The organism is Pandoraea sp. ISTKB (assembly GCF_001721285.1).
Taxonomy (GTDB): Bacteria; Pseudomonadota; Gammaproteobacteria; order Burkholderiales; family Burkholderiaceae; genus Pandoraea; species Pandoraea capi.
The window spans coordinates 25986-51562 of the sequence record NZ_MAOS01000038.1; the positions used below are offsets into that span (position 1 = coordinate 25986).

A 25577-nucleotide genomic window follows, 5' to 3' on the forward strand; every position below is an offset into this window, starting at 1 on the left:
GTGCAGTCGAGACACCTTCCCTAGCGTCAGTTTATTGTGCATAACGCGCAACGGTCGCGACGAACAAGCCCGCACGCTCAACCGTAAATCTGCTTATACGCGCCGCTGGCGAATGTCGTGAGAGTGATGCTGCACGTCCGCGCATCGTTATAAATCTGCTGCGAGTCAAGCTCAGACACCTTCTTGACCAATTCACGCACCTTCGGGTTTTCCCAATTCCAACTTGGCACTGGATTCAAAAGCGCAGCCAGCACAGACATTCGCTCCAATTGCCAAGTTAGTGTCTTGATCGCGTCTTCGCATTCCTTATAACGCTCAAACTCAAAAATGCCCCCTTTCACCGCCAGCGACCTTAGTCGCGCGGCCGAAGGCATGGCCGCATCCAGAGCACTCTGAAGATCGTCCGCCTCTCGTTTACCAGATTGCTTGATGTAAGCGATTGCGCCGCTAATGACCTTTTCCTCGTCGTTGGCGCCGAGAGCTGCCTCTCCGTAGCTCTTCACGCCAAGCATTGACAGACTAAGAAGAGTGAGGGGTTTTGAGCATTCGGCCATGAACTGATTTGTGGACTCAATCAGTTCATCGAGAAAATCGGCCTTTCTTTTGGCTCCATCTTGCCGTTTCCAATTCTGCAACGCCGCATATGCGATTGCGGCGGTCACCAAAGCAGCAACTGCGTTGGCAACTGACAACCACTCGACCCGCATCATCGCGGCCAGCAACCACGCGACAACATCACACATTTGCACCTCCTTGTCGTTGACCACACGAATCCGCAGACATGTCATCGCGGAATACCCCCGGCGTCCGAATGCCAACCCGCGTCGCGATTTCATGCGTCGCAAAGTAGGTGCCTCACAGAACGTCGCACGGATTATACTGTACGTAAACACAGCACCCGAAAAACATGCCTCGCAAGATTCGGCCTTCCCGCCTCTCCATCGAAGAACTGCGCGCCCTCTGGCTCAGCCAAAGCGATGACGCGGTGCGCCAAGTGATTGAGGAGGTAGTCTTTCGGCGCGAGCAAGCCGCCCACACCGACAAGAAGGCTCGCCGGATAGAGAACCTTTGTGAAATTGTTCGAGCGGAGTGGCAGGAAGAAGCCGGCTGCAAGCTGATTGCGCTAGAGCAACTTCGTGGGGAGATAGGAGACCTGCGGCGGCTCCGAGGCGAGTTGCCGGGAGAGGCTAGCCCTCCAGACGGACGCCGATGAAATGACACTGGCTACGATGGAGGTAACCGCATGGTTCAGGAGCAAGACTAGGTAACAGCTTTCCGTGCACATGCTGTTGCTAAGTCGCAACATCCGCTCATGAGCCACCACAACATCTAGTGCAGCAAGCCATACAAAAAGCTTAGAAACCACTATATGTTGTGTTACATCGATGTCAAGGCACAATATGTTGTGGTTTGGCGCGCCAAAACTGATCGAGGTTTGGTATAGTAGCTACGCGCCCTGCAAGGCGCTGCACCGGCCCGACAATCAGGAGATGCATGAAATTACGAGACATCTGCCCCTACGAGAAAACCGCTGCGTAGTGGGCAGAGTAAAGAAAAGCCCCGAAGACTGGATACTCCGTGGAACGAGCAAGTCAACAGGGCCTAGGCGGTACGTCGAGTTTTCGAAGTCTGACAATCGCTCAAACGCCAACAAGCTGCTGCAACAGCCCACCCGGCGACGACTTACCCTGAGCGGTGCTCTCGCTTCGTTAACCCGAATAGTACATGCGCGCATTTGTTTTTGCATACATCGATTTGCGCGAATGCAACAACTCAGCCGGGCCTGTGCCTGAGCGGCCGTTCGGCCCGGCGCTCTATTTCGGGATATACCTATGTCACTTAAGATTTTTACGCACAAACCTGCGGACCTGCTGGCAAACATCAAGAAAGCCATCAAGGACGAGGAGATCGACACTTGGAAGTACAACGCCAAGAACGAGTTCGATCACAGCACGGAAAACTGGACGGGTCTGTGCAAATTCACGGTCACGGTTGAAGATGGCTACCTTCACTGCATCGCGCACTACCCTGACGGCCAAAAGAAGTGGGCCAACGATGCCGTCTACGGCGTCTATCAGGGCCGCTTTGCCGAAATGTTGATGAACCACTTCGTCGGCCAGTTTGAGTTCATCGCAGTTGGTCACTACGACAAGATCATCAACCTGACCTACGCAAAGACCAAGGCACCGAAGACGACGGTGTAATCCTGCTGTGACAGCGCGGCCAGACCACCTGGCCGCGCTTACTATCAGCTTGGCCATGCTCCCACAGTCTTCGCATGGCGCATCGCACAGGTAGCAAGCGCCGGAAGCAAAACTCCTTCGACCCACAGCTGCCACACGTCGTAATCAGCGATCTCCGGCACGTCCGGAATCTCACAAGCCGCTGCGAGGCTACTATCGAGCTGCGGCTTGCTTGGCGGCGGCAACGGCTTCGGCGAGACTGCGCACCCGGCCAGCGTCAGGGCGGCAATCAACAGGGAGAGGCTTGTCTTTCGCATAGCTTTTCAGTTCCTTCGAGATTTGTGCGAGCTGGCCGGTAATGGCCGAACTCTCAAACTTGTAAGCGTCCGCCGCCGCTTTCACGCGGCTGGCGCCCTCTGCCAGATCAGTCAGTGCAGACTCGGCCGCGTCGGCCCGGTCTTCCGCCCTCGCCTGCCTGACTTCCGCAACGGCCGCGCTCATCCGCCAACCGTTCACGACCCATCCCCCGGCAAACCCGGCGAGCATTACCAGCGCAGTGCACACAAGCACCGCCCCCAACTTCGGCACCTCCTCCATTCACATCTCCTTTGCGCCTGAGCGCACAGCCCTCGCGGACAAACAAAAAGCCGCCCGAAGGCGGCTCGACAATTGACGGACAAGACCGGCTATCGCGACGGCGGCGGCACCACCAGATTCACGCTCTTTGCTTTCTTCTTGCCGTGGCCGACCTTCGCCTTACCCTTGTTGCCCGCGTTGAGGTTGATCTTCGTCTCCCAGCTTCGCCCCTCATACGTGTGCTCAACGGTCTCGACCAGATAGTCCCCGTCGACGTCTTTCTTAAAGCCCGTCAGCGTCAGGGTTTTCTCCGAGCTGACATCGGCGCGACCGGTCAAGGTCAAGCTACTTTTCGCCGTGTTGTGATTGAGCTTCTGCAAGCGAGCCGACGCCGCCGACTTTGCCGCCTCGGTGCTCCCGAACGCATGGCGCTCGGTATGCACAGCGGAAGCACCCGGCGGAGCGTCAGGGTTCGGGATAACAAGGTCGATCTTCTTTCCAGACTTTGCGTCATGCACCTTCGTGCGCACTGCGGCAAACGAGGCGCGATCAGGAAATGACACCTCGTAATGCCCGACGTCGGAGCGAGCCAGCGTGATCGCGGGCAACGGCATGCCGCTCGCACTCTTGCCCGCCCCCCGAGGCGTCACGATGAGCTTTCCGGCCTTGACCGTGGCCGTCGCGCCGTGCATGCGTGCCAACCGCGTGACGAAATGCAAGTCGCTTTCTCCGAACTGGTCGGCCCGAGGGACAACCGCATCGACACTGCATGCCACTACCCACTTATTACGTCGAGCCACGTCCCCCATGATGTCCGCCAGCTTCGCGTTTTCCCAACTGCCATTACGGTGCGTCTTCGAGGTGGCCCGCATATTCGCCGGCTTTCCTCGAATGATCATCGTGTCAGGCGGACCACGCACGGTGATTTCATCGATTGCGTACTCACCGATGAGAGACAGCCCTTTCCCTTCCCAACCGAGCGATATGCGCAGCGTCGCGCCCTTGGGCGGAAACTGGATTGCGCCGTCGCGGTCGTCCAGCTCGACCTCGCACTCGTCGGCCTCTAATCCCGGCTTGTCGGTCGTATGGATTTTGAGAACTCGGTCCTCGATAGTCGAGGTGATGTCCTTGCCATTCGCGACGACTTGAAAGATTGCCTTCATGAATACCCCTCAGGTCCAGAGCTGCACCGGCTCATCGCGCTCGATGTCGAGATCGGGAAGCCGGATCAAGATGCCGGCGGCAAACGGCTGCGGCTGCGCGGCGAGGCCCGGATTCGCCTCATAAACCGCCTCGACCACACCGACGAGCGAGCCGTATGCCGCATAACAAAGCTCGTCCAGGATGTCGCCGTCAGACGTTCTTACGGTCTTCGCCATAGCGCCCGAACTCCAACGAGAAAGATTGCTTGCGAGGGGCGCCGTCGTGGAGCAAACCGTCCTGCTCCTCCTCGATGCCGTGCAAGTACCAACGCCCCATCACCTTGCCGTAACCGGTTGTAAGCAGCACAGGGTCCATCTTGTCGCCGATGCGCCTCAGCGTCTCCAACTGCTGCATGCCGTTGCCAAAGCGCGGGAAGATGACACCGGTCAGCGTGATCGTCTCGCCGCCTTGGCTCACCGCCTGCTGTGCTTCCTGACGGTTCAAACGCTCTTGCGAGGCGACTTTGTACCGCGTCGCCCGCTTGAGCTTGTCGAATGCGGCCGTCGACAAATTGAAGTGGAACGACTCGCCGTTATTGGCCGTCATCGTCATCAGGTGCGGAGTACCGCGCCCGGCGCTATCGATCCCGAAGGAGAGCTTCTTTACGCCCGCGAGCTGCGCCACCGCGTCTACCGCATCGCCGGGCAGTCCGATCATCGCCCCGAACTTGGCTTGCGCGTCTTTAAGCGCCCCTTGCAGCGCCTGCCCCGCTGCACCGACAAGCGGAAGGTTTGACCCCGCTGCCATGCTCAGCACAGACGAAGTGGCCCCCTTGATGACGTCGAAATTGCGCGTAATCATGCCCACCTTCGGACTCAGATCGCCCGCGAGCGATAGTGCGCTGGTCGCGCCCTTGAGCAAACCGGCCGCACCTGTCAGGTCGCCGACGGCGAGTTTTTGAAGCCCAGCCAACGCCTCCTTGCCGGTCGAATTACCCTTGCTCAAAAGCTGCTCCACTTTCCTCACTCGCTCGGTTCCGACAATCGCCTGAGCTGCGGCCTTGCCCAACATCATTTCGATACTCACGTTGCCCCCTTAAAGATGCGCGGAGTCGAACATCGCAGCGCGATTGTTCTTTGAGTTTTGGTCACTCCACCAACGTCGCAGCATCGGCTCAGCGGCCTTAAACGCCCGCTCACCCGCATCCGCCGAATCACCCTCAACCTTGATGTTGAAGATCGGCGCGAATGTGTTTTGCTGCTCGATCTTCGCGAACGTTTTCGACACGTCCGACGAGGTGCCAAGCGACTTCGCCTGCGCAATAGCTTGCGCGTCGACCTTCGACTCGGGCGGTGTGTCGCGCTTAGCCGCGAACATCCATTGCGCGGCCTTTCCTAGCGCCTTCTCACCAATGAATGACCCGGCCAGACCACCAACGACGCCGCCGATTGCTGCACCGATGGGACCACCCGCCAAGCCCACCGTCGCGCCGATCTTCGCGCCGACCATTCCGCCCGCGAGCGAGCCAGCCACGCCGCCCAGACCTTTCGCCTTGTCTTCGCGGCTCATGTCGCTTTTCGTCACGGCGAATGCATCGGACGCCGCCATCCCGATCTTGAACACCGTTCCCATCGCGGCCAACCGGCCGAGCGCAGGAGCAACGCGGCCGAACACGCCACGCACCGCCTCGCCCACGCGAGAGAACCGACCAACCCGTGCAGCCGCCCCGCTGGCCTGCGCCGCTGCTGTACGAGCCGCCCCTGCCGCTCCGCCACCGACGTCGATGCCGCCACCGCCCCCAAAGCCCGCGCCGGGCAGGTTGACCACGTAGACGCGTTGCACGCCCCCTGCAACCGCACCAGCCGCCTCGGCAACCTTCCGAGCTACGCCGCCCGCCCCTTTCCCACCGGCCACCGCACCGCCCCGAGCCATGAGCGTGCCCCGGGCGATGTCGAATACCCCTCGTCCGATTTGATACGTTGACTTGAGGCCACGGTAGGCAAGAAACGCGCTCGCCACGCCCGCGACGGCAAGCGTCGCTTTGGGTGACGAATCGGTCAGCGTGCGAAGCCCCTCACCAGCTCCTTTCGCCGCAGCACCGACCGCATCCGTCACAGGGCGTAGCGCGTCGCCGATGCTTCGCATGGCGTCGTTCCACTCCTGCCCGACTTCAGACCAAAGCTGCTTTGAGCTATCGCGTCGGTCGGCAAGGTCTTTCTTGATTTCGCCGGTTGCCGTGGCCGATTCCTTTTTGAGTTGCTGGTAAAGGTCGGCATTCTGCATATAGGCCGTGAGCGCGGCCTTGACCTGCATGTCGTTAAACAAGTCGCCCGTTTTCATCGTGTCCTCGAAGGCCGCGATTTGCTTGCGACGCTTCTCCGGATCAAGCTCGGCGTTAATGCCCTTTGCAGCCTCCGCGAGCTGCTGCGCCTTCTTCGGGTCGACGCGCTCGATGTAGGCGCGGGCCAGAACGAACGACGCTTCAAGCGTTGACCAGCCCTTGCCAATCGCTTCGCGCATCTTGGCTTGGTAGTCGATACCCGCCTTGGTGTAATTCCGCTCGGTCTCCCCGGAGCCGATTTTCGAGAACCAGTTTTTCAGGTTGTTCGCCGCTTCGTCGGCATTGCCTGCGGTCTTCATCTGGACTTGCAGCATCGCGCCGAGCTGCGTCACCGAATCCTGCCCCGTGATGCCGATCTTCTGCATTTCGGCCAACAGCACGGGGAACCACCGAGCCATATCGATCGACTCGAAAGACCCGGCTTTGCCGAGGTACGCGATGGCTTCCATCGCCCGCGACATTTGCGCCGGATCGGAAATTTTCGCGTTCTGCTGTAACGCCTGAATCATCTTCGCCGTTTCGCTCGCCGTCGCCCCCTGGCTGACCGCGAACTCAGCAGCGGGACGACCGAAATTAAGCGCCTTATCGACGTCCATACCGGCCGCGACCATCTGGTTAATGGCTTCGGCCATCTCGTTACGCGAGAGGCCCGCAGCGCTCGCATCCTTGCGGATACGAGCCCCCATGTCCGTCTCCTCCTGCGTGCGGGCGATACCAGCCTTAATCGCAATGTCCCGGATGATTGCTTGATAGTTCGCCGCAACGGTCGCGGGCACCGCAACCGCCGCACCGAACTTGACGGCATCACCGGCCACGTTGCGCATCCCTTCCTTCCCGGCCGCAAACCGCTCGTGCCCGGCAGCTTTCATGTCGAGACCGCGCACGGTCTTGCCGAGCCGCGCATATTCGCGATCCAAGCGGCCGACCTCGATGCCGTTGTCGCGCAGCGACTTCAGATTCGCATCGAGCTTGCGCCGCACCCCTTCCGCAGCGGAATCGCCCGCGTTGTGCAGGCGCCGAAATTCCTCCTGCAATTTGACGGTATCGCCAATCGTGCGCTGCCACATCCGCGTTTCGTTCGCGGTCTTCTTCAGCTCGCCGATGCGCGACGTCGTTTCCTTCACGGCTTTGCCGAACGTGGCCGATACCGCCCCGCCGATGACAATGCCAAGTGCAATATCGCCCGCCATGTCTCACCTCACTGGCATGGGCCGCCTGTGCGGCCCACGTCATCAATCAGTCAACCACCACACCAAGTCCCGCAGATCCATGTTGTCTACAGACTCAGGACTCGCCCCCAGCTCCCGCACCAGACGCTTGGCGAACGTCTTCACCTCGCCCGCCGTTAGCCTCACGCCGTACGGATCGAAAGCGGCGGAACGCGTTCTGCAACGCGTCGTAATCCTCCATGTCGAGCGCATCGAGGTCCGAAGGAGCACCGCCGATCAGTGCTGCGAAAAGGTGGATCTCATATTCACCATCGTCGCCGCCCGACGTCTGTTGAGCGGCGCGAGTGTCGCGGACTTTGGGACGGCGCATCGTGAGCACGTCGACCTTGACCCCGTTGATATCGATGGGATAGGTGAGCGGAACGGAGATCGTTTCGAGTTTCTTTGCTTCCGGCATGTCGGTTCCTAAAAATAAAAAGGGCGAACCAATCGGCCCGCCCAAAGTTGCTTTGCGAGATCGCGGCGATTACATCCCGAGCGCCTGACGCACGTCCTTGAGCTGGTCGACGCCGTTGACAATCCGAACGCCTGCAATCACGTCGATTTCGTAGACGGTTTGCCCGTCAATTTCCAGCTTGTAGTAAGTGAGGGATGGCGTGTATTTCACGTCGACCTTCTCACCCGGCTTCCACTCACCGCTATCGTGCTCGGTCAGAGAACCGCGCATGGTCAAGACGACACTCTTGACCTTGCCACGCTGGTCGCGGAACGCCCCACGAAAAACCCCGTTGAACGCCTCGCCATCAGTGAGGCCGAAGAACTTAAGCACCTCGACTCGCATGGAACTCATCGAGAAGGCACCTTCGAGCGCTTCCATGCCCATGTCCATCTTCACAGGGGCGTCCATGCCACCGCCGCGATGCTCATCGGTTTTGATCTTGAGCTTCGGCGGAGTGACGGAATTGGCAACGCCAGCGAAGGACGTCCCGTCAACGAAAAGATTGAAGTTAACGAATGTTTCCGGAATCATGATTGCCCCTTAGTTGCCGGATTCGAGAACCTCGGTCAGCCACTGGTCAGTGACTTCCACGAGGAATGTCGGGTTTTCTGCCGGGGGCGAGTCGGTGAAGCGAACTCGCCAATACACGCGCCCTTCGGAAAGTTGCGTCGCCGTGTTGAGGGTCGGATCGGGGAAGGCTTCGAAGTTGACAACCGCCCCTCGATTGCGCAGGTCGCGCATGAACGCGCTCAGCCCTTCCGTCACGTCCTTCACATAGGTCGCCGTGATGTTGCGGTCGACGGCCCACTTGTGCCCATACAGGAGCGCATCCATCACCATGTCTTGCGTGCGAACGCGCGTCACGAACGACCATTTCGGATCGGCCGACAACGTTCGGTTGCCCCACAGGCGATAACCGCCGTCACGGATGATCGTCGTGATAAACGCGTTGTTCAGGAGGTTCGCACGGCACGTCTCATCGCCGTCCAGAAACTCGACGGGGCGCGACGTGCCGGTGATACCGACGATTTCCTTGTTGGACGGAGATGCCCAAAAGCCGATATTGGCGTCGGTCTGACAGAACAGGCCCGCAGCGATGGACGATGCCGGGCCGTCGACGGTTGCATTCACCTTCGTGTCCCACAACTGCACGCCGGGGTCGACCATATAGATGCGACGGCTTCCGAAATTCTGCGCGTACGCGATGGCGGCCTCGTCGTCCTTGTTCGGGCCATCGACAATTGCGATGGCACGAAGGCGGGTAGCAAGCGCGTCCATAGCCGTCGCTACAGCCTGCGTCGCCGAATGCTTCGGTGCGACCAACAAACGCGGCTGCGCGTTAAAGCGCGATTTCGCGTCCAAGAGCGCTTGCAGGCCGGTACGCACACCCGCTGCGCTCACACCGCCGATGATGGCTGACGTTTGCTCCTCGGGCGTCTGCGCCACCTTCACGCCGACCGCGATCACGACGGCCTTACTCTGCGCGAAAAGCTTCTTCACCTCTCGCGTGATGGAGCTGGTTTCACCGAACGCCTTGACCGCCTCATACTCCGACGTCAGTTGCACCGGAACATCCGGCTGCGCCAGACCATTGCCGGGCGTGAACGTATCCACCAGACCGACAACGGACGACGACGGCACAGCGATGGTTCGCGCACCGTCCTGCACCTCGGTTACGGTCACACCGTGAAAAAACGAAGTTGCTCCCATCGGAGTCTCCTCAAAAGAAAATGGCCGCATCTGCGGCCGTTGATTGCGAATTCGAAAAACGTCGTCGCCGTCAGGGAGGCGGCGATTTGTACCGGCACAACCACTCATCAACATTGCGCCGCTTGACGAGGCCCGCGAGCTTCCGCCCACCAGCGTTCACCCAACGTTGATATTCATTGCACGCCTCGACCTTACGGCCAGCGTTGACAAGCCGCAGCAGCGTGCTGCGCTGTAGCGCTGGCTCACCAAGGTTGAACACGAAGTCACCCAACGCTGCACGCTCCACCTCAGTGATCGGAACGCGGACGTTTCGATCAACCGCATCGAGCGCGATGCGAATGTCTTCCTCCAACCACGCGGCGCACTGCGCCATGCTGACGACCAGCCCCTCGGTGACACCCCGCGTGTGCCCGTAGCAAATCGTCCACACCCCCACCGAATCGCGATATGCCTTCAGACTGACGCCCTCGAAATAGGGCAGCAGCGTCAGGAGGATCGCGACCGCCCCGGCGGGAATCACCCCAAGCAACTTTTGTTTGATATCCATGCATCGCCCCGGCTCTTAGCCCTTACCGAAAATTCGCGCGTAGAACTTGTAGAGCAAGTGCCCTACCAGCAGCAGCGCATAGACAAGCATCACAAGGCTCGTCCAGTCGGAGACCGGATAGCCCATGAATTTCATCACCGGCACGGACGCTGCCGGTGCCGCACGAACACCGTCGACCACGGCCTCCGGCGTCGACTTCAACGCACCGACCAACGCATCAAGAAATGTCACACTCACCCCCGACGAGAACCGAACTAGCGGCCCAAATGAAAACGGCCCGCACTAGGCGGGCCGTCGATGAAATGGGTTCAAAGTGAAACACAGTGGGATTCGGTCATACTCCGCCCAGTTGGGAGCATCCCAACCGGTGCCGCCCCATCGGTTCCACGCTTTCCAGCCGATCTTGTACCTTCCCCATCGGCCTTCGTAATAGAAATTGAAGCCGCGACCAACGGCGAAGAACAGCGCCGTATCTTCGGTCTCAACATACTTCACAACCCGCCACTCGCTTGCCGCGAACGCGACGCCGAGCAACGCATAATCGAACCCGTAGGCAGGGTTCCGACACAACCACAGCACGCGTGAGATGTAACGCCCGATGCGAGTTTCAGCCAACCAACCGGTGTAGTAGGCATCACTCCAACCTGCGTCTACCGACGCATCGAACGTCTGGTACCACCGGAGCCACTTCGGCAAATTCCCGTCGCGGTCGACAAACAACGGTGCCCACCAACAAACGGCACTCCAGGCAAACAGAGTGACGCCCAGCGAAAGTGCTGCGTGCGCGGGATACGCCAGCAAGAGCACAACTCGCGTCACCACCGTTGAAACCCCGTGCGAAGGCGCTCGAACGAATCGACTTACGACCTGCCCGGGCACCGCGAACAACAACGCGGCACCCATGACTTTCGCGTACCACCACATGAACCACAAGAGAACATCCCATGCCACTACGGCCATACATACACCTCCGATAGTTTTGCGACCCCCTGCCATTGCAAGCAAGGTCGTCGCATCAAGAAATGCGCACAACTCATCACCAACCACGCCGAGGAAATTGTCGGAGATTCACGAGCGCTTTGCCGCTCACTAGCCATTCCATGCAACGACTGAAACCTCCGCCTGAGTCACGCAGGCGTTCACCCGCTCGGTCAGAGCGATCCTCCTCGCCGTCGCAGACAGGATTGCCGTCTTGGCATCTCGTGCCACCTGCTGAATCTGCGCGGCAGTGTGCTCACGGAACGCCCACGCGCCAGCGGCATCCGCGCACCAAAACGGGGTAGTCCAGTCGGAGGCAATACCGGGCATCAACGAATCGAGTACCGATGCCGACAGATTCTGTTGATCGACATCGTTTGCGGGATAGACGAACGGACTGTCGAGCGCACTCGACGAGAAGCCCGCATGGATCTCGGCACGGCAGGCCTCGGCAAGCTCCGCGATTCTCACGGCCTTTGCAAGACTCAAGAGGTATTCGTCCGACGGAGCCGGCGCCGCAGTGAAAACGCCCTCGGGCAAGTACCAACGTGTCGGCTCATTGGTCCACCGCCTGTATTGCTCATCAGTCAACTCCACGACGCTCGTCAACCCTTTCGGCACCGGGCTGTCTACACTGTCGTATTGGGCAACAATGTTGCCCTGCTCATCAAACGCAGCAAACTTTTTCCCCATCTCACTCTCCCCAAGAAATCCACGCCACAGGCTGCGAAGGTTGCGCCACTCCAGTAGAAGACGCCTTCGTCGCAATCGTGATTTGCGACAACGTTTGTGACGGCACCGTTACAAGCGTGGACCCACCACCGCCGTAAAGAATCGCCACACCCCCGCGCGCAGCGCCGGGATACGCAAGCGGCAACGTCTGCACGAGAATGCCGTTCGCGTCAGTTACACCTGACCCTCGGTTTTCGATCTTTCCGTTTGGGTACTTTTGATACCAATTTGTGCCGAGCGAACCGCCCAAGGCACTGCTGTATTGCAGTTGCGCAGCACCGCCGAATGCAAACCAAATTCCGGTTCCGTTCGTCCTGAGCGTCAGATTGTCGCCAGGCAGGAGCGCAATCGAACTTGCCGACATCCCTGAAAACGCAATTTTGTCCGTGCCTTGGCAGGCGATTGTCACCGCCACGCCGTTCGAACTAAGAAACTCGAATGTCGAACCACTACGACACGACGACGACAGCGGTAGCTTGTTCGTATACGCCGTCGCTCCACCGACATTCACCGAGCTACCCGCTTGGTTTGCCGTCAGTACGGTTGCATCGGTCGTCCCCACCACTTCCCGACAGTTGCCGAGCTGCCCGAACTGTGCCGCGTCTCCAAATTTGGAGGGGGAGCCAACAGTGGCGGAGCCCACAACAACGAGCGTGCCGTCGACATGACCGTCGCCACCCACGGCAACGGAACCACCGACCCTAGCGTCGTCGCCAACGGTGAGCTTCCCACCAACCCCCCAATCAGCGGTGATCGCTCCGGACTTCGCGCGAACCACGCCGGAAAGGTTGGTGATTAACCAACTTGCCCCGTCGCACCTCACCCGCACCGCCGTATTTGCCCCGACAGGGAATACGCCGCCCGGCGTAATTGTGCCGTCGGGCAATTGCAATGTGGCGTTTCCGGGTGCGGCGATTTTCCCCTTAGCGACGCCAGTACCCCAAAATTCGAAAATGAGTCGGTCAGCCGGAGCCGGAAGGGTCGCAGTGCCATCGCTGATTTCGTATAGCGTTCCCGAGGCCGAAGCGGGGATCGCGGTATTTGAGTCGATCCCGGCAGTCGCAGGTACGAGCGCGGCAATCCGCTCATCCAGACTACGCTTCGTCGCATATTGCTTATGCGGGTCGACTGCCTCCTCATGGGCCGCGAACGAATCCGCGTTTTTTGCGACCGCATCGCGCAGCCAATTCGTCCGCCCGGCAAGTTGCTTTGCCTGCACGTTATCGATTCCGTCCGGGCCACCGAGTACCTGATCACTCGTTTCCAACTGGTAGATTTCATCCGACCAATCAGTCGGCTCTTGAAGTTTCGTCATTTTGTTACCGTCCCTCGTGTAAATTGCCCATCGCGGCGAGCTACGCCGTTATGGCGAAGTGCTGCCTCGGTGTAATCAAGTGCGACCAGTTCACTACGCCCCGGCGCATACCGCTCAATCGCGCTGCGCAGCATCTCGGCTTGATCTTTCGTGACCGGGCGACTGAGCTTCACGATGTATTGCGCCCACGCGTTCGCGGCCCCGTGAACGTAGTCACCATTACGCGTAGTGGAGCCGTCGCGCCGACGGATCAACCTCCCCTCGACAATGACCACCTCCCCGAAGCCGAGGCTGCGAATGATTTGCCTAACCGCCCACGGCGTGCCCTTCTTTCGGTGCATCGCGAGCGAGTTCTTGATGAGCGAACGCTGCACCGCTTCAGACTCAGCAAGCTCCCACCCGTCGACCGCCATTGCCCACGCCAACCACGGCAACAGCCTCACCGGACACCTGTCGGCGTCCCATAGCGTCTTGATGACGTCCGGATCGACACTAGGGCGCATGACATGCGCTAGTGCCGCCTCAAGCGGCGTTTGATTGCTCGGAAGTAGCGGATGCGACATCACACCTCCACCTTGTTCAAGCGGATCGCGGTGCAATTCGCAAACTGCCGTGCGTTGCACTCCACGCTTGCTGCTGGCTTTCGCACCACGGCCTTTCTCACCCCCGAACCTTCGGGGTGAAGGGCTCCATACAGAGCCGACAATGGCATGCCGACGCCGAGCATTCGCGCCTCGGCAATCGCCGCGTCCAAAGCCACTTTGCGCGCGTCGAATGCAGCACCAGCACCGACACCGCGCGGCACGTATACGTCAGCGTCGATCTCGTAATCGACCTTCCCTGCCGCAACAACATCGACCCAATCGTTCAAGGGACGAACAGTCTCCGGGGACACTTTCGCATCCACGATTGCCAGCAAATCAGCGTCGGGCACACCGTCACCGTCCACGGACATGACCGTCAGGCGAATCGTTCCAGCCACCGGCCTATCGACGACGACATCAGCAATCCGCGCTGACGCGTCCATAGCAAAGGCCCGATAAGCATCGAACGGTCCTGCGACCGTTGATTTTTCGGGTGCCATTTGAATGCGAGACCGGAACCGGGCATCCCCTTCGAGTACTGCCGGGACAGGAGGATTCGCCGCGTCGTCCGCCGGCGACACCACGCCGCGCAACACGTCTTGCAACGCCCCCAAATGCTCAAGGTCCGAACCGCCTGCAAACGCCAACATGACCGCCCGTCCTGCATCGTTCGTTCGAGCAATAGCGCGAATTTCGTCGTAGGCGGCCAACTGGATGAGCTTGACCACCATGTCCGACTCAAGTGCCGCCGACCACAGCGGATAGAGCGATTTGAACAACGCCAGCTTTTTCGCATACGCCTCCTCGAAGTCCAGCGGCTGCACAACGTCAGGAGGCGCGAGGGTAGAAAGATCGATGGTCATAGCAGCACCTCAAACACTTCGCGATTACCTTCGTATTCGCCCTCGATGCGGAACGTCGGCTTACCACCGACCAACGAGACGAGGACGACACGCTCCAACTTGATACGCGGCTCCCAACGTCCCAACGCTTGCGCCGCATCCGCCTGCATTTCCGATATCAGACCGCGCGTGAGCGGCAAGTCGACCATCAACGGGATGTTGCTGCCGTACTCGGGACGCTCGCGCCGCGCCCCTTTCCGGGTCGAGAGGATGTCGCCGATGGATTGCTTAACGTGCGCGATGCCGCGCAAGGGCATGCCGGTCACGCGGTCCATGCCGACCAGTTCGGACGCGACCGTCATGGCGTCACTCGCTCACGCGCTCGAAGTCGTCGCGCTTGTCCAACGCCTCGATATGCGCGGCGTCGGTCACGGTAGCGGTCCCGCGCTCAACGGTCACGGTTGCGCCGCCGGGAAACACAATCACTCGCGACTTGAATGCCTTGTCACGAAACGTCACGCCGGACGTCGCTCCGGCAATCTCGCTCTTGTCCGATTGCCCGAAGGCGGGTTGCTGCTGTTGCGGCTTCGACATTTTTCACACTCCAATAAAAAAGGCCGCATCACATATGCGGCCTTGCATTCGAAACTCTGTAGCGCACTATCGCGGGATAGGCGGACCCACCGGGGCGCCGTCGCCTTGCTCCATGTGGCTATGCCCCGTGAGCGATATGTCGCCCGCGATAACGTCCTCAGTAAAGCGAGCTTTACCCTCGATTTCCATCGTCGCCCCACCGCCCCCGCTTTTGCCGGTCATGCCACCGTTGAACGTCAGCCGCTTCTCGACGGTCGTGTCTCCCGTAAAGGTCGCCGTCGGCGTGTCCCCGGTAAAAGTAGGCGTCGTGAGCGTTGTGCCGCCGGCTTCGAGCACGAGCTGCGTATCGCCGATTCGGAAGACGATCCGACCGCCCGCAGGCACATCCAAGACGTACTCGCTCGACGCGTGGTCGTACGATTCGCGCGCACCGTCCGGGAAGTCCGTGACCGTCGTGTCCGGGCTGCTATCCGGAGCATCGTGCTGGTCGGTGTAGTAGCCGACTATGGCGAACGCAGTCGCTAAGTCGCCGGAAGGCGAAACCACGATGGCCTGCTCGTTTAGCGACGGCGGTCTCCACGACCGCACCGCGCCCGCAGCGAACGACAACCAGCGCATCGGCAAACTCGTCCAATCCCCCACAGTCACACGACAACGGGGGGGATCATAGTCAACAGCGCTCACCACGCCGACTTGCAGCATGCAGGCGATACGCCGGTCGATTTCTCCAATGTCGTATTCGGTCATGACGTGCCTTCCATCTCACCAGCGAGGTCAAACCCAATCGGTAACGTGTCGTCGTCGCCCGCCACCAACCACGTGATTTCCCTACCCGGCTCCACTATCGGCCACACCGGGCCGAGGTTGAACTCGTGCGCCCACTCCACCAGCCACACGATGTAGGCGTCTAGCGCCGGGCGAAACGGGTCCTCGCCGACCTGAATCAGCCGAGCCGGTGTTGCTGGCAATTCCCACGTTTGCCCTTGCGTCGCGAGGGCCACACGGGCACTCAACTCACGGACCAGCAGGTCGGCATCGGCATCGAGCGGGTCAACGATGACCCGTGCCTGAAAATGGCCGGTCAACGCGATTTGCCCCGTACCGGGGTCGTGCCCCGGCAGCATTTCCGACATTTCAAGAACGACGCTCGGTGTGGGCACCTTTTGCAGGTGGCGCGGGTACACCAGCACTGTCACCGTGTCCGGCAAAGCGACTTTGAGTCCCGCTTCGATGGCGTCGTGCAACGTCTTGAGGTTATCGAGCACGTCCAAGGGCTTTCTCCAACTCGTAGTTAACTTCCTGCCGCAGCACGACCAATAGCCGGGCTTCGACTGCGCGGGCGGCCCGCCTGAATGCAGGGTCGCCGAATCTGCTCCAATCGACAGTAACGACCTCATAGGGCGTTCGGCCGCTGCCTGTCCGGCGGTAAATCGGGCCATTCGGTTTAGCCTTCGTCTGCCGCCACGCACCCTCAAACGTCGTGCGACCAGCACGCACCCCCTTACGGGTCTGGGTGACCTTGCCGAGACGATGCGCTTCGATTGGGTTCAGTCCGAGCCATACCTTGCCCGCGTCCATCGAGCGCAGGAAGAAGTACAGACGGCCTTTGATGACCTTCTGCGGGATCTTCGTTGCGGCGGACACCTCACGTGCGGTCTGCGTCTTGATCCACGCTGCGACCTTGCGAAGTGTCCGCCGCCACGCCGCTTGCATAGCGGAGGGAGGAAGCGCCCCCAGAACAGAGAGCGCTTGGTTGATATCGACTTCGACTGTCAGACGGTCCATTCCGTCACCTCAGTAAGAGAACCGTCCAGCCGGTGCCATCGGGTTTGATTTCGTACACCCGGTATGCCTGTTCGCCGACTTGCACGCCCACACCGACACGCAGGCCGCGCACGTGCATATCACGCACGCGGATTTGTGGTCCGGTAAGCGCCGTGGGTTGCTGCCCTAGATCGGGTGCAAGCCACGGCTCGGAGTACATCGCCGGGACCGGGAGACCATTGATAGAGATGTCGTCGTCGGAAAGTTCATCCTCGACAGCATCGTCCACCTCGGCCGCGAGGTCACGAAACGACATATCAGGCCGTCAGCTTAACGACGGCCCTCGGGCGCGTGCACAGGTGAATCGGGTTCGACTGCGCTTCAAGGTCGACGCCCTTGTCGAAGCGCTGGATTTCCTGCTTCGCGTAGTACGGAAGGCCCTTAGTGTTCGCCGCCTCCATGTAGTTCGCAGGGGCAAACCGTGTGATGAACAGCTCCGGCACACCTTCCGGCACAGCGTATGCCGCCGAGTCCTCGACGAAGCCGACACCCGCGACGCGACCGCGATAGCGCTCGAATACCAGCCCGCCGAACTCGAACGAATCGCGAACATCGTTGCGCAGCGCGGAGGCGGTTGCGCTGGCGAGGTACGTCTCCTTGATGGTTTTGAGCACGATCAGCTTGCGCCAGAACGTGCGCCCGCAGAAAACGCGCACGCCGAAGAATGGCGTATTGCCCAACGCGTCTTCGATCAAATCCAGCACATCCGCACAGAGCTGGCGAATCTCGGTATCCGCTTTGTCGAGATTGAACGGTACGACGTTGCGCTCAACGCCGAACTTATCCAGAAGGTCCACGAGGACCGTCTGGCCGTCTGCATCGAGGATCTGCCCCTTGATAGCCCCGATGCGATGGAACTCGTGCGTAGCATCGAGCGATCGACGCATCGTGGCCAGACGTCCGTTAACAACCGTTTGCAATGCCTCCAGCTCAGTTTCGCGACCAAAGGCGCGCAGGTTTTGAATTTCGTCCGCGCCGATTTGCCCCTCGGCCGGCAAGTGCACCGTGTTGAGCGGGAGCAACTTCCGCTTACTTCCGCCGATCTGCACGCCCGGCCCACCACGGGGAGCGGCCGGGATAAGCGCAAGCTTGTCACCGTCGTGCTCGATTTGAACGGTCGTCGTGGTAACACCGTCTTCCTCGAACAATCCGAGGTTAGCGAGCCGAGACGGTACATGCGCTGCTTCATTGATAGCAGCGGTGAGCGACGCGAGCGAAAACGCGTCATCGTTAAACAGGGCGATTTCCGCCATTTGAACCTCCGAACGTATGGAAAATTTCCTCGCCCCGATCAAGGGCGAGCGATTAGGCCGATGCGCTTATCGCGGGATGACGAAGTGTGTTGCGAGCGACGCGAACGCAGCGGCGTCAGCACCGGCGACAAGGCTCCCCACAACTTCGGCGAGGCGAACGATGCCGACGGCCGGTCGTGCAACGTCGCTCGCATCGAGCGGCGCATAGAGAATGGCAACGGCCTTTTCCGAGCCATCCGCACCAGCGGCGTTGTAGGCGACGTACTCGCCGCTATCGAGCTTTCCGAGGACTTGCCCGGCGGGCAGCGCGTTGCCAGCCGCAACCTTGATGCGTTCGCGCGAGAGACGGCCATTGGCCTCGGACTTGAGGAATTCGCCGGGCAATGTGCCTTGGGTTCTTGCTTGCATTGACTTCTCCTTTAGAGACTCGGTTATTTACGAGCACTGTTGCCGCGACGAGCGGCGTAGATATCCGTGGCACTCGGGCCACGCGCTTGCACAACAGGCGCGTCACTCGGCGGTGACGCGTGGTTGTTCAATTTCGGCTGGCCGCTCACGAGCTGGTCGTAAAGGCGGGCACGCACGTCCGTGGGCGACAGGCCGTCGCTCACGAATTTCGCCGTAAGCTCGGGCTTCTTTGCGGCCAAGCAGACGCCCGCGATTTCCGTCGCGGCCACCACCGCCGCGTCAATCGACGCACGATTTTTCAGCCCCGTCGCGAGCGCGATCCCTTCCGCACAATTGGACAGGTTGGCCGTACGGCAAGACGCGTAGAGATGGGCGAGGAGCGCCGTCGGCTCCTCTGCGACCGGATCTCCCTGCGGCGCTGCGCTGGAAGGAGCCGGAGCTGGTGGCGCCGCACTATCTCCACTACCGTTCAGAAGCGCCTTTACCGATTCGGGGATGTTGGTCAGCCTGGCGATGATGCGAGCGCTGTTCGCCGAGGCCGAGATCTTCACCGGAGCTTCGATCTCATCAGCGAAACCGGCCTCGACAGCTTCGCTCGCGGTGAACCACGTCTCCGCCTTCATCATCGCCAGCAGCTCATCGTCGGTCTTGCCCGACTTGTTTCGGTACGCAGCCATGATTCCATCACCGGCTTTGTCCAGCATGTCGGCGTACGCGCGCAATTGATCCGCGTCACCACCGGCCACTGTCCACGGGTTGTGAATCATCAACATCGCGTTTTCCGGCATCAGCACGCGATGACCAGCCATCACGACGAGCGATGCTGCCGACGCTGCAACCCCGTCAATTCGCGTCGTAACTTTCTCGGGATAGCGCCGCAATGCGTTGTAGATTGCAAACGCGTCGAACACGTCACCACCGAGCGAGTTAATCGCGACAACGATTTCCGCCGCACTGCCCGCCGCCGCGTCGAGCTGCGACATGAACGCCTGTGCGTCCATGCCATAAAAGCCGATTTCGTCATAGATGCGGATCTCGACCACGCTGGCACCCTGCCCGTTGACACTGGCGCGAATGTCCCACCACTTACGATTCTTCATCGTCGTTTCCTTTGTTTGATTTGAGATTTCGGTCTACCGGGTTTTGCCAGCGCAAGTCAGTGTCGTATCGCAGGCCACGAGCGTCGGCACGCCTGTTATCGGCCTCCGCTTCCTCCTCGACGACCTCGGGTGCATCGCCCCCCTTAAGCACGACTGCCGAGCGGCTTGTGAAGCCGGAGCGCACTGCCATTTGATTGGCTGTGACGTCCTGCACCGGGTGGATGTACGGCCAGCCTTGCGGCACCCACTCGGCCCTCAGATACTCACGACGCCGCGTGTAGTAGTTGGGCATCGGCATCGAATCGGCCAGCGCTGCCGCATCCACCCACCAACGCCAGACGACGCGGCAAAACTGGTGAATGAACAGGTTCCATTGCAACTGTTCAAGGCCGCGCCGGAACTCGTTGAGAAGCACACGCAGCACGCGGTCGCTGACGTCCCGGAGATCTCCCGTTAGCACCTCATAGGGCATGCCCACAGACGCGGCAGCGGCCATTAACTGCTGCCGCATGAACGGCGCATAGTCGGTGCCAGCCCCCGGCGGCTCGGCAAACGACACCTCTTCGCCCGGCCCAAGCTCCGACATCGAGCCGGGTTCGAGCGACACGAAAGGGCTAAACCCGTCCGCGTCAAACTCGACCGGCGCCCCGGTCAAGCCGTCGACCGGGGGACCACTTGCGGGCGTGCTAGGTTTCGTGATGAAACCGGCAAACAGGTTGCTCACTTCCTGACGGAACAGCACGGCGTCATCGAAGTTGTCGAGCGAGTGGAGCCGTAGGAGAACCGTCGATAGCTCGGGCACCCCGCGCACCTGCCCCGGACGAAGCGGCTGGAACACGTGCACCACTTCATCAGCGGGTACACGCACGGTCAGGCCGACGCCCGCACTCATGCGGTTGTATTCGCCCGGATGCCGCCGCAGAAAGTGATACGCTGCGCGCCGCCCATCAGCGTCATACTCAATACCGCTGATAATTTCCGAGCCGTTCGCCAACACTTCGTTTTTCTCGACGGGCAGCATGTCGGCTTCCAACACCTGAACCTGCATAGGCACTGCAAGCCCTTCGGACAAAGGACGAAGCCGCCGACGCGCGAATACTTCGCCGTCACTGAAGAATGCCCGCGCGGCGAGCGTTTGCTGACCGTAGAAGTCGAGCAATCCATCGGCGTCGCCGTCAGGTAGCCAGTCCTTCCAAAGCAACTTTTGAGCGGCACGGATTTTCTCGTCGCTGTGCTTTGGATGAGGCTGAATCCCCGTGCCGATGGTGTTTGTCACAAGACGGTGAATCGCCGCTTTGGCCCAAGGGTCGTTACGAATCGCGGCACGAGCACGGGAGCGCATGAGCGCTAAATTCTGCGTCGCCGCAGCGTTCGGCCCGGCCCCCGAGACCTTCCACGACTTCCCCCGCCCACCGCCCCCGCCACCCGCGTCGTAAGCCGACGCCTTGAGCCGCGTAGGCATCACAAAGCCTCGCTGCGACAGGGAGGGGAATTTGCTCATAGCAGCCCCTTCCCACCGTGCCGAAGCCGGATGATTCGCGAGCGCGGCGCGTTGGCTCCAAGCTCTTTAACAATTTCGCTTTTCGCCTCGCGCAGCTCACGCACCGAGCGATACCGGACTTTCCGGTCAGCGTATTCGACCTCAAGCTGACCGGTCGCAATTGCCCGGTCGATGCGGTCCAAATCTTTCTGCGAATAGGCCATCTAGCCCCCTTATCTGCGTTTCAGGTACGACGAACGCCCCACGCGCCGGGCAGGCGGGCGGGGGGCGGTCATTGGTACGGGTTTGGGTTGTGGTGGCAGTTGCGGCGATACCGATGCGGGCACACCAGCGTCCGGCGATTCCGTGTCAGGCTCGGGAGCCGCGTCTGACTGCTGCGGCATCTCGTTCGCCTCGTCGGGTTCTGACGGCACTGCCGGGGCACCGAACAGGTCGTCGCTTTGCAGGTTCTTGACCAGCGTCTCCCATTGAATCGGACGCCAACGCGGCAGGCCCAGCATCGCCGCGACGGCCATGTTGTAGACGAACATGTCGAGCACTTCGTTGCGGGCCTTCTTCGGCTTCCACCACTCTTTACGAGCCTTGCTGCCGACCCACTTCGTCACAAGCACCTCGGCGGTGAGCTGGGCGAAGAAGTCGTCAAAGAGGTCCGGCGAGTAGTGCACGCGATGCGATCCGGTGCCGGTAAGTCGCAGCCACCCCATAAGCTGCTCTTTTGCGACGAACGTGCCGAGCGGATAGACATGCGCACCGTTCGGCACCTTCGCGCCCATCCAATCGAAGTCGACCGTACTGCGCTTGCCGAGCAACGGGCGCTTTTCATCGCCGAAGCCCTTCACCCCGACGAACCCCTCGTGCTCGTGCTCACGCAGCCACGCATAGCAGCGTTGTGCGTTGTAGCCGGTGTCGACCGCGCAGAGTCGGACGAACAGGTCGTGCCCCCATGCGTTGCGTATCGGCGTGCGGACGACTTGCCGCATTTCAGTCCAAACGTCGTCCTCGCTCGTGTCACCGTAGAACACCCGGTAATCAACGATCCACACCTCCTCGCCGACGCCCCACGCCAGAATCAGCAACTCCAGGCGATCAGGCTGGACGTCAACCGCCCCCGTGAGCACAAGCCCACCGACCGGCACCGTGCCGAGACGATACGTTTCGCTATCGGCCCGCTCACGCAGCGTGTTCGACTTGACCCGCGATCCCGGCGTTTCCCACGAACGCGCCTCGCGCGTATTGGTGAACGTCTTCAGCTTCGAGTAATCGCCGTTTGCTGCCGCCTTGTCGGCTTCGATCCTCTCATTTACCAGCGACGCCCAAGAGACCCACGGTGAATACAGCGAATTGATGAGGAACCCCGCAGCCTTTCCCGGCCCCGGCGAGCGCGCAATCCAGCGGCCCGTTTCGAGCATTTCGCGCTTATGACGCTCATCGATGATCACGCCGCACTCCGGCCCCGCGCAGATGTAGCCGGCCGTCTCCGGATCGTCATCGCGCCAGTACATCCGCTTAACGCCGTCGTCGTCGTTCCACACAAGCGGCTGCTCGTGCCCACAGTGTGGACAGGCAACGTAGTAGAGACGCCTGTCGCTCGCCTCGTATAGCTCCTCGATGGCCGACGCATCTTTCTCTGTCGGCGTCGACGTATAAAGTCGCTTTGCGCGCGATTGAAAGCTGTCTTGGCGGTTCTTCGCAAGCAGCGTTGGATCGCCCTCACCGTCGACGTCGTGCGGATAGCCGTCCACCTCGTCGAAGTGGATGTACTTGGCAGGCATCGAGCGCAAGCCGACCGCGCTGTTCGCGCCGGTGACGACCACCATCGAACCGCCTTCAAACTCCTTTTCGAGAATAGTGTTGGTGCTATCACGCGAGCGCTTTTCACCCGCCTTTTTCTTGATGATTGGCGTGTTGTCGACCAGCTCGGAGAAGCGTTGTCGACTCCATCGCTTCGCAAGATTTAGCGTCGGCATGACAACGAGAAACGGCGACGGCGACTGGTCTATCGAGCACCCAAGCCAATTCATGCCGGTCTCGCTCTTGCCGACCTGCGTGCCCGCGACGAATACAACGTCCTGAATCGGGCTGGTCACGGACAGGCAGTCCATCGGCTCCCGCAGGTAGGGCGTGCGCGAAGTGCGCCACGGCCCCGGCTCCGCCGCAACCTTGCGCGAGAGCATCCGATTCGCGTCCGCCCACTCTGAGACCTGCGTAACCGGATCGGGCGCGAGGCCGTCACACCACGAGCTACGCACCAACTGCCAACCGTCAACCGCTCCCATCCTCACCCCCTGTCCCCGCGATCTCGGTGACGAGCTGGCGAAGGCAATCACGCACCTCCTCGTCGAGCATCAGCAGCACCGTGAGCGGATCGCTTTCCGCTGCGACCTGCTTATGCACTCGCTCGGGCAACGTCAGCAGACGGTCGCGAACCTGCCGTGCTAGTTCAAACCGCGCCCTACGCACCGTCTCCGCATCGACCAGCTTTCCCTCTGCCTGCTCGCGGTCACGCTGCGCCGCAAGCGCCAGCTCCTTCTCGCGCTGCTCACGCCAGTAGAGATAGCCACTCCTCGCGCCAGCCGAACCCGCGTCACTTGCGGGGGCTGGCGGCGGCAGCGGCGAAGCCGATATAGCCGGAGAGGCGACTTGCACGGCGGGCGTCGCCTCGGGGCGCTGCGCGGCCCAACGATCCGCTACACCGAGCTTGCTCGGGTCGGACGTCTCGCCGATAAGCGCATCGGTAGCAGCCCAATCGACCATGCCGCCATCTGGCGAGAGAACGATTCGGCCAGCGCGTTCGAGCTTGGTGACATACGAACGATGCCAACCGTGCATGCGCGCGTACTCCGCTCGCTTCACGAACTGTTGGGGAGGTCGATCCATAGGCAACGGGACAGGTAAACACCGGTCGACGTTGACCGGTCAACAGAAGCTGTTGACTTGTTGAGTAAGTTTGTTGACTGCTGACTAGCGCAAATCGGCGGGTCCACGGCCCCGCGTGCGGGTCGCCTATAGGGTCCCCGGCGCACATTTTTTGAGCACGCCCCCGCGCCCCTGGCGTATCGCGTCGGGTGCTCGCCGCTGCCCCTGACGGGGAGCCCCAGCGACGAGCGGGCCGACGCGCTGGTCCACCGCGTCAGGCCCAAAGCAAAAAGCCCCGAGCATTTGCATGCTCAGGGCTTCGATAATCTGTCTTACGCACTGCAAGGGCGGACCTTCCCCAACCCCACCTAACAGGCTCCGCTTATTCTTCTTATGTCCCGAGAGGTTTGCACGACTAACGCGCGGTGCCAGCGATACACCAGTGAGCGCCGTTGGATTCACCGCCGGGGGGCACTGGATGAAACGGATTCTATTTCAAGATCTTTCGGACTGCAAGCTGCCTCGTCGCATCTGTGCGCTCACGACGTCACCCGCACGTGCGTCGATCCGATCCAGAACCGCGAGCATCCCGTGAAACCGGTCCTCCCATCGCCTGCGATACACATCGAGCGATACACCAAGGGCATGCGCACGTGCCGGGTGATCGACCTTCGCCTTGCCAGTGCCGGAGCACGACGGACAGACGTCGGTGCGAACCGCTGCCCGCGTGCTCGAATCAGGGTACAGATACCGGCGACCGTGGCATGCGGGGCATCGGTCGTGCTCTTGAATCGCGAACGCGCGAGTGAGCGGCACGGACGGCAATACCATTTCATAGATCAACACTCGCCCGGTACTGCCGCACGCACGACACGGCGTCGGAGTCGGCACCGCCGACACTGACACTGCGACCTTGCCCCGCCCGCTGCACGTGACGCATACGTCTGCGACCCACTCGACAATGACGCGCCGCGCGAACCGCTCGACGATATCCGCCGCAGACCGCTCGACTTCACCACCAAGATTGCGCTCACGCTTAGCCGCCTTGTCGATGCCAGTGAAGCGTGCGCGATTGAACTTGCCGGACGACCGGACCTTGCTCGCCAGCAGCAACGTCGCCCGCTTCATTCCCGCACGCTTGACGTCCTGCCCGTACTTCATTCGCCACAGGATCGCACCCAACTCATCGGCAAACGCGAGAGCACCCAAAGTAACTTGGCGATCCGATACCGAGTCGGCGAGCTGCGTGCGTGCGCTCATCGCGATCCCGGCTTGCTCTTTGTAGTCGATCCTCATCGGCTGTCCCCGTCCCAATGTCCCAACGTCTCAGAGAAAAAATGAAAGTTCGTGGGTGTGCGCCTGCGACACGCGCGACATGCGCACCCTCGCTCGCACGTCGCGCACGTCGCACGCATCACGCGC

31 protein-coding genes are annotated in these 25577 nt (G+C 60.8%); 1 reads left to right on the forward strand and 30 read right to left on the reverse strand.

The features are described from left to right. Nucleotides 1-77: 77 nt before the first annotated feature. On the reverse strand, nucleotides 78-767 hold the full coding sequence (locus tag A9762_RS14555; protein ID WP_139133230.1) for a hypothetical protein: 690 nt from the start codon (nucleotides 765-767) through the stop codon (nucleotides 78-80). Between the two features lie 1065 nt (nucleotides 768-1832). Between A9762_RS14555 and A9762_RS14565 the strand changes: the two genes are divergently transcribed. After that, nucleotides 1833-2204 carry a hypothetical protein gene (locus A9762_RS14565; protein WP_069342722.1) on the forward strand — a complete coding sequence of 124 codons (372 nt, stop codon included), beginning with the start codon at nucleotides 1833-1835 and terminating at the stop codon, nucleotides 2202-2204. A gap of 192 nt (nucleotides 2205-2396) precedes the next feature. Here A9762_RS14565 and A9762_RS14570 read toward each other — a convergent pair whose 3' ends face one another. The 29 genes from A9762_RS14570 to A9762_RS14710 all read right to left on the reverse strand — a co-directional run bounded on the left by A9762_RS14570 (nucleotide 2397) and on the right by A9762_RS14710 (nucleotide 25451). Continuing rightward, nucleotides 2397-2780, reverse strand: a complete 384-nt coding sequence (locus tag A9762_RS14570) for a hypothetical protein (protein ID WP_069342723.1) — start codon at nucleotides 2778-2780, stop codon at nucleotides 2397-2399. Nucleotides 2781-2869: 89 nt separating this feature from the next. Beyond that, nucleotides 2870-3922, reverse strand: a complete 1053-nt coding sequence (locus A9762_RS14575; protein WP_069342724.1) for a phage late control D family protein — start codon at nucleotides 3920-3922, stop codon at nucleotides 2870-2872. Nucleotides 3923-3931: 9 nt separating this feature from the next. After that, the gene (locus A9762_RS14580) at nucleotides 3932-4138 is read right to left on the reverse strand and encodes a tail protein X (RefSeq protein WP_069342725.1); all 207 of its coding nucleotides are present in this window, start codon (nucleotides 4136-4138) and stop codon (nucleotides 3932-3934) included. Then, nucleotides 4113-4988: a phage tail protein gene (locus A9762_RS14585; RefSeq protein WP_371442975.1), complete on the reverse strand. Its 876-nt coding sequence runs from the start codon at nucleotides 4986-4988 to the stop codon at nucleotides 4113-4115. Before A9762_RS14585 ends, A9762_RS14580 begins: the two co-directional genes overlap by 26 nt. Before the next feature lie 9 nt (nucleotides 4989-4997). Next, nucleotides 4998-7433: a phage tail tape measure protein gene (locus A9762_RS14590; protein WP_069342727.1), complete on the reverse strand. Its 2436-nt coding sequence runs from the start codon at nucleotides 7431-7433 to the stop codon at nucleotides 4998-5000. A gap of 94 nt (nucleotides 7434-7527) precedes the next feature. After that, entirely contained in the window at nucleotides 7528-7914 is a 387-nt protein-coding gene (locus tag A9762_RS14595) for a phage tail assembly protein (protein ID WP_240493568.1), read from the reverse strand. A 24-nt stretch (nucleotides 7915-7938) separates the two neighbouring features. Then, nucleotides 7939-8442, reverse strand: a complete 504-nt coding sequence (locus A9762_RS14600) for a phage major tail tube protein (RefSeq protein WP_069342729.1) — start codon at nucleotides 8440-8442, stop codon at nucleotides 7939-7941. Nucleotides 8443-8451: 9 nt separating this feature from the next. Next, nucleotides 8452-9621, reverse strand: a complete 1170-nt coding sequence (locus A9762_RS14605; RefSeq protein WP_069342730.1) for a phage tail sheath family protein — start codon at nucleotides 9619-9621, stop codon at nucleotides 8452-8454. 70 nt (nucleotides 9622-9691) lie between these two features. Then, nucleotides 9692-10168: a lysozyme gene (locus tag A9762_RS14610; RefSeq protein ID WP_069342731.1), complete on the reverse strand. Its 477-nt coding sequence runs from the start codon at nucleotides 10166-10168 to the stop codon at nucleotides 9692-9694. Nucleotides 10169-10183: 15 nt separating this feature from the next. After that, complete coding sequence (locus tag A9762_RS14615) at nucleotides 10184-10399, reverse strand: hypothetical protein (RefSeq protein ID WP_139133231.1); 216 nt, start codon at nucleotides 10397-10399, stop codon at nucleotides 10184-10186. Between the two features lie 51 nt (nucleotides 10400-10450). After that, nucleotides 10451-11128 (reverse strand): hypothetical protein, encoded by a 678-nt coding sequence (locus A9762_RS14620; RefSeq protein WP_069342733.1) that lies wholly within the window; start codon nucleotides 11126-11128, stop codon nucleotides 10451-10453. 129 nt (nucleotides 11129-11257) lie between these two features. Next, nucleotides 11258-11839 (reverse strand): hypothetical protein, encoded by a 582-nt coding sequence (locus A9762_RS14625; RefSeq protein ID WP_069342734.1) that lies wholly within the window; start codon nucleotides 11837-11839, stop codon nucleotides 11258-11260. Between the two features lies 1 nt (nucleotide 11840). Beyond that, nucleotides 11841-13193 carry a hypothetical protein gene (locus A9762_RS14630; protein WP_069342735.1) on the reverse strand — a complete coding sequence of 451 codons (1353 nt, stop codon included), beginning with the start codon at nucleotides 13191-13193 and terminating at the stop codon, nucleotides 11841-11843. Beyond that, complete coding sequence (locus A9762_RS14635; protein ID WP_170836243.1) at nucleotides 13190-13756, reverse strand: phage tail protein I; 567 nt, start codon at nucleotides 13754-13756, stop codon at nucleotides 13190-13192. The genes A9762_RS14630 and A9762_RS14635 overlap by 4 nt, the downstream gene beginning before the upstream one ends. After that, a complete protein-coding gene (locus A9762_RS14640) occupies nucleotides 13756-14640 on the reverse strand; it encodes a baseplate J/gp47 family protein (protein ID WP_069342737.1) in 885 nt (294 codons plus the stop codon). The genes A9762_RS14635 and A9762_RS14640 overlap by 1 nt, the downstream gene beginning before the upstream one ends. Further along, nucleotides 14637-14981 carry a GPW/gp25 family protein gene (locus A9762_RS14645; RefSeq protein ID WP_069342738.1) on the reverse strand — a complete coding sequence of 115 codons (345 nt, stop codon included), beginning with the start codon at nucleotides 14979-14981 and terminating at the stop codon, nucleotides 14637-14639. Before A9762_RS14645 ends, A9762_RS14640 begins: the two co-directional genes overlap by 4 nt. A 4-nt stretch (nucleotides 14982-14985) precedes the next feature. Next, a complete protein-coding gene (locus tag A9762_RS14650) occupies nucleotides 14986-15213 on the reverse strand; it encodes a hypothetical protein (RefSeq protein WP_069342739.1) in 228 nt (75 codons plus the stop codon). A gap of 66 nt (nucleotides 15214-15279) precedes the next feature. Then, nucleotides 15280-15960 (reverse strand): phage baseplate assembly protein V, encoded by a 681-nt coding sequence (locus A9762_RS14655; protein WP_069342740.1) that lies wholly within the window; start codon nucleotides 15958-15960, stop codon nucleotides 15280-15282. Then, the gene (locus A9762_RS14660) at nucleotides 15957-16478 is read right to left on the reverse strand and encodes a hypothetical protein (protein ID WP_069342790.1); all 522 of its coding nucleotides are present in this window, start codon (nucleotides 16476-16478) and stop codon (nucleotides 15957-15959) included. The genes A9762_RS14655 and A9762_RS14660 overlap by 4 nt, the downstream gene beginning before the upstream one ends. Further along, nucleotides 16468-16998, reverse strand: a complete 531-nt coding sequence (locus tag A9762_RS14665) for a phage tail protein (RefSeq protein WP_069342741.1) — start codon at nucleotides 16996-16998, stop codon at nucleotides 16468-16470. The genes A9762_RS14660 and A9762_RS14665 overlap by 11 nt, the downstream gene beginning before the upstream one ends. Nucleotides 16999-17002: 4 nt before the next feature. After that, nucleotides 17003-17293, reverse strand: coding sequence for a hypothetical protein (locus tag A9762_RS14670; RefSeq protein WP_069342742.1), 291 nt, complete (start codon nucleotides 17291-17293; stop codon nucleotides 17003-17005). A gap of 1 nt (nucleotide 17294) precedes the next feature. After that, a complete protein-coding gene (locus A9762_RS14675; protein ID WP_069342743.1) occupies nucleotides 17295-18290 on the reverse strand; it encodes a major capsid protein in 996 nt (331 codons plus the stop codon). 66 nt (nucleotides 18291-18356) lie between these two features. Next, the gene (locus tag A9762_RS14680; RefSeq protein ID WP_069342744.1) at nucleotides 18357-18698 is read right to left on the reverse strand and encodes a head decoration protein; all 342 of its coding nucleotides are present in this window, start codon (nucleotides 18696-18698) and stop codon (nucleotides 18357-18359) included. A 23-nt stretch (nucleotides 18699-18721) separates the two neighbouring features. Beyond that, on the reverse strand, nucleotides 18722-19798 hold the full coding sequence (locus tag A9762_RS14685) for a head maturation protease, ClpP-related (protein WP_069342745.1): 1077 nt from the start codon (nucleotides 19796-19798) through the stop codon (nucleotides 18722-18724). Continuing rightward, nucleotides 19785-21299 (reverse strand): phage portal protein, encoded by a 1515-nt coding sequence (locus A9762_RS14690; RefSeq protein WP_069342746.1) that lies wholly within the window; start codon nucleotides 21297-21299, stop codon nucleotides 19785-19787. The genes A9762_RS14685 and A9762_RS14690 overlap by 14 nt, the downstream gene beginning before the upstream one ends. After that, nucleotides 21296-21502, reverse strand: coding sequence for a phage head-tail joining protein (locus tag A9762_RS14695; RefSeq protein WP_069342747.1), 207 nt, complete (start codon nucleotides 21500-21502; stop codon nucleotides 21296-21298). Before A9762_RS14695 ends, A9762_RS14690 begins: the two co-directional genes overlap by 4 nt. A 9-nt stretch (nucleotides 21503-21511) precedes the next feature. Next, nucleotides 21512-23473: a phage terminase large subunit family protein gene (locus A9762_RS14700; protein WP_069342748.1), complete on the reverse strand. Its 1962-nt coding sequence runs from the start codon at nucleotides 23471-23473 to the stop codon at nucleotides 21512-21514. 88 nt (nucleotides 23474-23561) lie between these two features. Beyond that, on the reverse strand, nucleotides 23562-24128 hold the full coding sequence (locus tag A9762_RS14705; protein WP_139133233.1) for a terminase small subunit: 567 nt from the start codon (nucleotides 24126-24128) through the stop codon (nucleotides 23562-23564). Between the two features lie 522 nt (nucleotides 24129-24650). Beyond that, the gene (locus tag A9762_RS14710) at nucleotides 24651-25451 is read right to left on the reverse strand and encodes a hypothetical protein (RefSeq protein ID WP_069342750.1); all 801 of its coding nucleotides are present in this window, start codon (nucleotides 25449-25451) and stop codon (nucleotides 24651-24653) included. Nucleotides 25452-25577: the final 126 nt, after the last annotated feature.

Coding starts and splice junctions, on each gene's coding strand:
- A9762_RS14580 (WP_069342725.1), bottom strand. CDS start 4,138: ATGGCGAAGACCGTAAGAACGTCTGACGGCGACATCCTGGACGAGCTT.
- A9762_RS14635 (WP_170836243.1), bottom strand. CDS start 13,756: ATGTCGCATCCGCTACTTCCGAGCAATCAAACGCCGCTTGAGGCGGCA.
- A9762_RS14655 (WP_069342740.1), bottom strand. CDS start 15,960: ATGACCGAATACGACATTGGAGAAATCGACCGGCGTATCGCCTGCATG.
- A9762_RS14625 (WP_069342734.1), bottom strand. CDS start 11,839: ATGGGGAAAAAGTTTGCTGCGTTTGATGAGCAGGGCAACATTGTTGCC.
- A9762_RS14680 (WP_069342744.1), bottom strand. CDS start 18,698: ATGCAAGCAAGAACCCAAGGCACATTGCCCGGCGAATTCCTCAAGTCC.
- A9762_RS14675 (WP_069342743.1), bottom strand. CDS start 18,290: ATGGCGGAAATCGCCCTGTTTAACGATGACGCGTTTTCGCTCGCGTCG.
- A9762_RS14645 (WP_069342738.1), bottom strand. CDS start 14,981: ATGACGGTCGCGTCCGAACTGGTCGGCATGGACCGCGTGACCGGCATG.
- A9762_RS14575 (WP_069342724.1), bottom strand. CDS start 3,922: ATGAAGGCAATCTTTCAAGTCGTCGCGAATGGCAAGGACATCACCTCG.
- A9762_RS14685 (WP_069342745.1), bottom strand. CDS start 19,798: ATGAAGAATCGTAAGTGGTGGGACATTCGCGCCAGTGTCAACGGGCAG.
- A9762_RS14710 (WP_069342750.1), bottom strand. CDS start 25,451: ATGAGGATCGACTACAAAGAGCAAGCCGGGATCGCGATGAGCGCACGC.
- A9762_RS14705 (WP_139133233.1), bottom strand. CDS start 24,128: ATGCACGGTTGGCATCGTTCGTATGTCACCAAGCTCGAACGCGCTGGC.
- A9762_RS14605 (WP_069342730.1), bottom strand. CDS start 9,621: ATGGGAGCAACTTCGTTTTTTCACGGTGTGACCGTAACCGAGGTGCAG.
- A9762_RS14700 (WP_069342748.1), bottom strand. CDS start 23,473: ATGCTCTCGCGCAAGGTTGCGGCGGAGCCGGGGCCGTGGCGCACTTCG.
- A9762_RS14650 (WP_069342739.1), bottom strand. CDS start 15,213: ATGTCGAAGCCGCAACAGCAGCAACCCGCCTTCGGGCAATCGGACAAG.
- A9762_RS14630 (WP_069342735.1), bottom strand. CDS start 13,193: ATGACGAAACTTCAAGAGCCGACTGATTGGTCGGATGAAATCTACCAG.
- A9762_RS14620 (WP_069342733.1), bottom strand. CDS start 11,128: ATGGCCGTAGTGGCATGGGATGTTCTCTTGTGGTTCATGTGGTGGTAC.
- A9762_RS14695 (WP_069342747.1), bottom strand. CDS start 21,502: ATGGCCTATTCGCAGAAAGATTTGGACCGCATCGACCGGGCAATTGCG.
- A9762_RS14570 (WP_069342723.1), bottom strand. CDS start 2,780: ATGGAGGAGGTGCCGAAGTTGGGGGCGGTGCTTGTGTGCACTGCGCTG.
- A9762_RS14690 (WP_069342746.1), bottom strand. CDS start 21,299: ATGAGCAAATTCCCCTCCCTGTCGCAGCGAGGCTTTGTGATGCCTACG.
- A9762_RS14670 (WP_069342742.1), bottom strand. CDS start 17,293: ATGTCGTTTCGTGACCTCGCGGCCGAGGTGGACGATGCTGTCGAGGAT.
- A9762_RS14610 (WP_069342731.1), bottom strand. CDS start 10,168: ATGGATATCAAACAAAAGTTGCTTGGGGTGATTCCCGCCGGGGCGGTC.
- A9762_RS14565 (WP_069342722.1), top strand. CDS start 1,833: ATGTCACTTAAGATTTTTACGCACAAACCTGCGGACCTGCTGGCAAAC.
- A9762_RS14600 (WP_069342729.1), bottom strand. CDS start 8,442: ATGATTCCGGAAACATTCGTTAACTTCAATCTTTTCGTTGACGGGACG.
- A9762_RS14590 (WP_069342727.1), bottom strand. CDS start 7,433: ATGGCGGGCGATATTGCACTTGGCATTGTCATCGGCGGGGCGGTATCG.
- A9762_RS14665 (WP_069342741.1), bottom strand. CDS start 16,998: ATGGACCGTCTGACAGTCGAAGTCGATATCAACCAAGCGCTCTCTGTT.
- A9762_RS14640 (WP_069342737.1), bottom strand. CDS start 14,640: ATGACCATCGATCTTTCTACCCTCGCGCCTCCTGACGTTGTGCAGCCG.